5 protein-coding genes and 1 pseudogene are annotated in these 5,265 nt (G+C 67.3%); all 6 read left to right on the forward strand.

Features of this window, described 5'->3' with window-relative positions; all coding sequences use genetic code 11:
* The first annotated feature begins 148 nt into the window (after positions 1-148).
* Complete coding sequence (gene trbL, locus APY03_RS28180) at positions 149-1,525, forward strand: P-type conjugative transfer protein TrbL (RefSeq protein ID WP_028240146.1); 1,377 nt, start codon at positions 149-151, stop codon at positions 1,523-1,525.
* 12 nt (positions 1,526-1,537) lie between these two features.
* Positions 1,538-2,242: a conjugal transfer protein TrbF gene (gene trbF, locus APY03_RS28185; protein ID WP_028240145.1), complete on the forward strand. Its 705-nt coding sequence runs from the start codon at positions 1,538-1,540 to the stop codon at positions 2,240-2,242.
* A complete protein-coding gene (gene trbG / locus APY03_RS28190; RefSeq protein WP_028240144.1) occupies positions 2,239-3,231 on the forward strand; it encodes a P-type conjugative transfer protein TrbG in 993 nt (330 codons plus the stop codon). The genes trbF and trbG overlap by 4 nt, the downstream gene beginning before the upstream one ends.
* Before the next feature lie 2 nt (positions 3,232-3,233).
* A complete protein-coding gene (locus APY03_RS28195; protein WP_028240143.1) occupies positions 3,234-4,517 on the forward strand; it encodes a TrbI/VirB10 family protein in 1,284 nt (427 codons plus the stop codon).
* Entirely contained in the window at positions 4,514-4,759 is a 246-nt protein-coding gene (locus tag APY03_RS28200) for a DUF2274 domain-containing protein (RefSeq protein ID WP_028240142.1), read from the forward strand. Before APY03_RS28195 ends, APY03_RS28200 begins: the two co-directional genes overlap by 4 nt.
* A gap of 325 nt (positions 4,760-5,084) precedes the next feature.
* A pseudogene (locus APY03_RS44670) lies at positions 5,085-5,265 on the forward strand (aminoacyl-tRNA hydrolase); the annotation flags it as partial.

Here is a 5,265-nt window from a genome sequence, read left to right on the forward strand (position 1 = left end):
TCCGGCGGCGCTTCTTCTCCGGCCAGGCCGGGCCGGATGAGTACCAGACGCTGGCCGACCTGCCGCCGATCCCGCCAAGTTTCGATGCACCGGCCGAATCGGACGACGGCAGCGAATCGCCGGCCGCATCCGATCAAGAGGACGCGCCATGAATGACGTGACCATCATCGACCGCTTCCTCAGTATCTTCGCCGCCTACATCGACTCGGGTTTCGGGCTGTTGCAGGGCGAAGTGGCCTTCCTCACCGCAACGCTGATCGTCATCGACATGACGATCGCCGGACTGTATTGGGCGATGAGCCACGCCACCGGCCAGGGCGAGGACGTCATCGCCAAGCTGCTGCGCAAGGTGCTCTACGTCGGTGCCTTCGCCTACATCATCGGCAACTTCAACTGGCTGGCCGGCATCGTGTTCCGCTCCTTCGCCGGGCTGGGCATCACCGCCACCGGCTCGGCCATCACGATGGAGAACTTCTTGCAGCCGGGCCGGCTGGCGAAAACCGGCATCGACGCAGGAGCGCCGATTCTGGAGCAAGTCGGCGAGATGGCCGGCTTCCCCGAGGTGTTCGTCAATCTTGACGCCATCACGGTGATGTTCCTCGCCTGGCTGATTGTGGTCTTGAGCTTCTTCGTGCTGGCGATCCAGCTATTCATCACGTTGATCGAGTTCAAGCTGACCACGCTCGCAGGCTTCGTGCTGGTGCCTTTCGCGCTCTGGAATAAGACGAGCTTCTTGGCGGAAAAGGTGCTTGGCAACGTGGTGTCGTCTGGCGTCAAGGTCTTGGTGCTGGCTGTCATCGTCGGCATCGGTTCGGGCGTGTTCGCGGAGTTCCAAGTCCATCCCGCCGAGCCTTCCATCGACCATGCGCTGGTCATCATGCTGGCCTCGCTCACCTTGCTGGCGCTCGGGATCTTCGGCCCCGGTATCGCCACGGGCCTGGTGTCCGGTGCGCCGCAACTCGGCGCGGGCGCGATGGCCGGGGCCGCTGTCGGCGCCGCCGGCACGGCCGTTGCCGTCGGCGCTGCCGCGACGGGCGTAGGCGGCGCCGTCATGGCCGGGGCGCGCATGGCGCCTGCCGCCGCCAAGCTCGCTGGCAGCGGCGCGCGTGCTGCCGCCTCGACGGCCAGCAGCGCACGCTCGGCGTTTCAGGCCGGTTCCGCCGCCGCAGGCGGTGGCGCGAAGGGCGCGATGGCCGGCTTGGGCAACGTCGCCAAGACCGGCGCGCAGTCCGCCGGGCGCGGCATCGCATCCCGTGCTTCCGCTGCTGGGCAACGCATGGCAGCTCCCTTCCGCTCTGGTTGGAACGGCCAGGCGGCTGACGGCGACTCGGCAGCCGGAGCATCCGGCCAGGCCGCCGCAGGCGAGGCCACGTCCGGCGCAGCCAATACACAGCCCGCTTGGGCCAAGCGGCTGCATCGCCGCCAGCAACTCACCCATGCCGCGACCACCACCGCCCATGCGCTGCGCGGCGGCGACGGCGGCGGCTCCGGCCAGGGGCCGAGCCTGCGCGATTCCGATTCATAAGGAGAACTGACAATGCGATTCAAGAAACCGCAGGTGCGCTATGCCGACACGCCGCAGCCTGCCACGCCGTACCAAGCTGCCGGCCAGGTATGGGACGAGCGTATCGGCTCGCCGCGCGTGCAGGCGAAGAACTGGCGGCTGATGGCCTTCGGTTGCCTGACACTCGCGCTGCTGATGGCTGGCGGCCTGGTGTGGCGCTCGGCGCAGTCCATCGTGACGCCCTACGTGGTGGAGGTGGACAGCGCGGGCCAGGTGCGCGCCGTCGGCGAAGCCGCCACGCCTTACCGGCCCAACGATGCGCAGACCGCGCACCACATTGCGCGCTTCGTGACGCTGGTGCGCTCGCTGTCCATCGACCCCATCGTCGTCCGCCAAAACTGGCTGGACGCCTACGACTATACGACCGACAAGGGCGCAGCCGTGCTCAACGACTACGCGCGGGTCAACGACCCATTCGCACGCATCGGCAGGGAGTCGGTGACAGTGCAGATCGCCAGCGTCGTGCGCGCCAGCGACACGTCTTTCAACGTGCGCTGGACGGAACGCCGCTACGTCAACGGCGCCGCGGCTGGCCTAGAGCGGTGGACGGCCGTGGTGTCCATCGTGCTCCAGCCGCCGCGCACCGAAGAACGCCTGCGCAAGAACCCCCTGGGCATCTACGTCAACGGCTTGTCGTGGAGCCGAGAACTGGATTCTTCCGAAGGAGCCAAGCCATGAACCTGTCTTTCCGTATTTACGTTTCCGTGCTGATGCTTGCGGCCCTGGCGGGCTGCGCCACGCAGGGCAAACCGCCGCCGGTGATTTCGCTCGATGAGCCGGTGCAGGCTCAGCCGCTGCCCGAGCCGCCCGCGCCGGTGGAGGTGGTGGCCGTACCCGAGGTGTTGCCGATGCCGGCGCAGTTGAAGCCAGCGCCCGAAGCAGAAGACGCCAAACCCACGCCGGAACCGGCCGACGAGAAGGTGCGCGTCTCGCGCGCCAATGCCGAGGCCCGCGTCGCACCCACGCGCGAGGGCTACGTCAACGCGATTCAAGTCTGGCCCTTCACCGATGGCGCGCTGTATCAGGTCTATGCCGCCGTGGGTCGCGTGACCGTGATTTCGCTCCAGCCGGGCGAAGAACTGGTGACGGTAGCCGCCGGCGATACCGTGCGCTGGATCGTGGGTGACACGTCCAGCGGCAGCGGCGCCGAGTTGCGCGTGAACGTGCTGGTCAAGCCGATTCGCTCGAGCCTCAAGACCAACCTCGTCATCACTACCAGCCGCCGCACCTATTTGCTTGAGCTGACCTCGACGGAAAAGACGTGGATGGCGTCGGCGTCATGGGAGTACCCGCGCGACCGGATGCTGGCATTGCAGCGCCAGGCGCAGGCGGCCAGTGCCGCCGCCCCGGTCGATACCGGACTGTCGCTGGAGAAGCTGCGGTTCCGCTACGCGATCAGCGGCAGCAATCCGCCGTGGAAGCCGCTGCGCGCCTTCGATGACGGCGAGAAGGTCTATATCCAGTTTCCGCCGGGCATCGCGCAAGGCGAGCTGCCACCGCTGTTCGTCATCGGCGCGCAGGGCGATGGACAACTGGTGAACTACCGCTTCCGCTCGCCGTACTACATCGTGGATCGGCTGTTCGGCGCGGCCGAACTGCGCCTGGGCAGTGACAAGGGCGACGTGGTGCGAATCGAGCGCACGGACGGCGTTGCGCGGAGGAACTGACCATGAGCCAAGACGACGCCCCTGACCTTGCCACGCCGCAGGCGGGCAAGGTAGCGCCCGAGGCGGTGGCGCTGCGCGCCCAGCCGCGCCCGGTCACGCGCCTGAATCGGCGCACGCTGGCCATCCTTGCCGGCGGCCTGTCGGTCGCCGTGTTCGGGGCCACGATCTGGTCATTGCAGCCGCAGCGGCGCGGAGCCAGCGAGCAGGCCGAGCTTTACAACGTCGATCGCGTGTCGAAGTCCGAAGGGCTGGACGCGCTGCCAACCGATTACTCGAAGCTGCCGGCCTTGCCGCCCGCCGCACCCGAACTGGGGCCGCCACTACCGGGCGATCTTGGCCCGGCCATCGTGAACTCGCAGCAGCCGGTGACACCGGCCTATACGCCTCCGGGTCACGATCCCGAGGATGCCTTGCGCAAGGAAGCTGATGCGGCGGCGGCTTCGTCGGTGTTCTTCCGCTCGGGCGGCCAAGGCCAGGCCGCCGCCACGGTGGCGCAGGCGGCGCCGGGGGTGCCTGGCGCTGCCAGCGCGCTCGCGGCCTTCGACCCACTCGCTGCCGGGCCGGCCTCTGTGGCTGCACAGCCAGCCGATCCGACCGCCGTGCAGAACCGGCAAGACCAGAAAGAGGCATTCCTGAAAGGCGGCTCTACGGAAACCCGCAATTCCGGCAACCTGGCGCTGCCGGCATCGCCTTATCAGGTGATGGCGAGCACGGTGATCGCCGGCGCGCTGGTGACAGGTATCAAGTCGGACTTGCCGGGCGACGTGATCGCCACGGTGACAGAGCCGGTCTATGACACGGCCACGGGCAAGTTCCTGCTGATCCCGCAGGGATCGCGCATCCTCGGACGCTACAACAGCCAGGTCAGCTACGGGCAGAGCCGCGTGCAGGTGGTGTGGAACCGGATCATCCTGCCCGATACGTCCTCGCTGACGCTCGACAACCTCGTGGGCACCGACCCGGCCGGCTACGCCGGCCTGGAAGACGACGTGGACTGGCATTGGGATCGCATCGTCGCCGGTGCTGTGCTGACGACGCTGCTGGGCGTTGGCGCCGAGCTGGCCGCGCCGGAGAACCGCCAGGACGGCAACCGCATCGTCATCGCCGGACGCGACAGCGCACAGGACAGCATCAATCAGGTCGGCCAGGAGATGACCCGGCGCAACATGAACATCCAACCCACGCTGACCAGCCGGCCCGGCCTGCCGGTGCGGATCATCGTCAACCGGGATCTTGTGCTGCGGCCGTACCAGCCGCTGTTCTTCAACCGGGGGGCTTCGCAATGAGCACGACCAAGAAGCTGCGGCTCGGGCCGCTGCCCAAGACCGAAAGCGTCAAGCTGACCTTCGCCTGTCCGGCCAGCCTGAAAGCCGACCTCGATCGCTACGCCGCGCTGCACGCGCAGGCGTATGGCGAGGCGGTAGATGCCATGACGCTGATCCCGCACATGCTGGAAGCCTTCATGGCGGGAGACAGGGGATTCAGGAAGGGCACGGCCACGCGGAGCGCGCCATCGAAGCCGGCATGATGGTGTCGTACATCGCCCGCCGCATCCATCGAACGCGCAGCCCCAAGGCTGCGCGTTCTTCGTTCTGGATGCCGCCAAGCCTCTTGGGCTATGATGATGCGGCAGGCCCGCCGTTCCTCGGCAATCAAGCACGACACAGTGCGATGCGGCTTCCCCTCCCGACGCTCTTATGTGGCTCCTAGCCCACGAAGCCGCAGTGCTGCAAAGCGGCCCCGAAAAGAGCTAACCTACTGCCCCACATACGGTTTCAAGCCCTTCGTGATTTACACGAAAGACTTGACACCGGCACTTTTTTGGCGGGCGGCGGCGCCGATAATTCCGCTCCATGATCAAGTTGTTCGTCGGCCTCGGCAATCCCGGCCCCGAGTACGAAGCCACGCGGCACAACGCGGGCTTCTGGTGGATCGATGCGCTCGCGCGCGATCGCAAGCTCACGCTGGTGCCGGAACGCAGCTACCACGGGCTCGTGGCCCGCATGCAGGTGGGCGGGCAGCCGGTGTGGCTGG

The organism is Variovorax sp. WDL1 (assembly GCF_001541225.1).
Lineage (GTDB): Bacteria > Pseudomonadota > Gammaproteobacteria > Burkholderiales > Burkholderiaceae_C > Variovorax.